This is a genomic window from Winogradskyella damuponensis (assembly GCF_039538385.1).
Classification (GTDB): domain Bacteria; phylum Bacteroidota; class Bacteroidia; order Flavobacteriales; family Flavobacteriaceae; genus Winogradskyella; species Winogradskyella damuponensis.
Genome location: NZ_BAABCB010000003.1, coordinates 1 through 1,685 on the forward strand (window position 1 = coordinate 1; position 1,685 = coordinate 1,685).

The 1,685-nt window shown below is 31.3% G+C and carries 2 protein-coding genes; one reads left to right on the top strand and one right to left on the bottom strand.

The features are described 5' to 3' along the window. Positions 1–73: 73 nt before the first annotated feature. Positions 74–976, bottom strand: a complete 903-nt coding sequence (locus tag ABD730_RS02560; RefSeq protein ID WP_179333044.1) for a hypothetical protein — start codon at positions 974–976, stop codon at positions 74–76. Positions 977–1,324: 348 nt separating this feature from the next. On the opposite strand from ABD730_RS02560, the gene ABD730_RS02565 reads away from it, so the two are divergent. Further along, positions 1,325–1,685 (top strand): IS110 family transposase (locus tag ABD730_RS02565; protein WP_344712334.1); only part of this gene is annotated, 361 nt, incomplete at its 3' end.

A 1,685-nucleotide genomic window follows, 5' to 3' on the forward strand; every position in this document is an offset into this window, starting at 1 on the left:
AAGTACTTTAGTGAAAAATTAATACATTTTTACTTGTTTTTTACCACAGTACTTTGTTGTGGTGTCGTACTTTTTATTCATTTATTCTTTCCGTTATTATTCTCCCAAAGTCAGTTCCTAAATTATCTAAAAGTCCAGAATGATGACAATAGTAAACAGTTCCGTTTTTTTCTTCCTCTTTGACAGCTAATATGCCATCATCAAATTCCGCTAAATGTAAGTAATTTCCATCGTCAAGTCCTGTTGAGTGTATTTCGGATATTCCGAGTATGCAACAATCTCCGAAATCAACTCCCTCGGATTGTTTAATAATGTCTAGATATTCTATTGGTAACTTTGAGTCAATTCTCTTAATGTAATTCTCTAAAAATTCAGCTCTAATTGGTTCAAAAACTTGATTTATAGATTGTATATTATTTAGCTTTCCAAGAAGTCCATTAAATTTAGGAATTGATTTAAGTTTTTCTTTTTTGAAAGTGCTTTGAGCAAAACTATTTGGGTCATTATTTATTTTCTTGCTTGTAACGCTTATTGTTGATGTTTTCATAATCGACTTTGGGTTTGGTCTGATTTTCCAGCCCCAAATTCGTCCGTCATAATTGTCAAATTCTATATGATATTTTTCGTTATTGGTTTTAAATCGGATTGTTGCGAGTTTACTTTCATCTTTTCTTTTATATCGTAAGTTGTCCGAAAGTGGGTTTTCGTTGTCTCCGTAAAGTTCCATTGACATACTTTTTTCCCAATACTGTCTCCATTTTTTTTTTGGTTCAAAATATTCAATTTGAGCTTTTAATTTAGTTTGAATCTCGGAATCAAAAAGTTCATAAAGTTCGGTAAGAAGATTTTTTTCCAAAGTCGTAAATCCCTTATTATTAAATTTTGGTCTTCTTCGATACGAAGCAATAAATAGAGCAAGAAAAATCATTCCGATTATTCCAATTAAAACTCCTAATATTATTAAAATGCTCTTCATTCAGGTATGCACCACAACGTGTTTGTGTATGATTTCGTTGCGTGTTTAAGCACTAAAGTTAGCAAATAAATCACAGATAGAAAGTCCGCGAGGACTTTCGTAAGTAGGCTATAACTAGCAATGAATTATACACATCTTAAGTTTGTAATTCATTAAATTTAATTAATAATCAGAAAGAACAAAAGAGAGCATTAAGGTTACTATACACGGTGAAGCATTAGACTTCGGCAACATTGATAATCCTCTCTCTTTTACTACTTAAACTTCGTTCAGTTCTGTGAGACCTAGATCTCGTTTTTAAGTTGTTGAAATATGAGTAGCGTTGTTCTTTCCAAATTTCAAGTTGTTATGACTAAAGATAGAAAAATTTACGGTATTGACATTAGTAAATCTGTGTTTGATATTTACAATCAAGATACAGGACATTTTCAATTACAGAATGATGAAAAGGGTTTTAAAACACTACTAAAAAGTTTATCAAAAGATGCTTTGGTAGTCATGGAAGCCACGGGATATTATCATTACAGATTAGCTCAGTTTTTATATAAGAAAGGGGTATTAGTATCTGTTGTAAATCCCTTGTCAGTAAAACGTTTTATTCAAATGAAACTAGCCAAAGTAAAGACCGATAAGAGTGATGCTAAATCAATTTGTGAGTATGGTATCTTTAATGAAGTTCCGTTGTACAATGCTCTAACAGATGTACAGG

Excerpts from the sequence above, each read along its gene's own strand:
- ABD730_RS02560 (WP_179333044.1), bottom strand. The coding sequence starts at position 976 with ATGAAGAGCATTTTAATAATATTAGGAGTTTTAATTGGAATAATCGGA.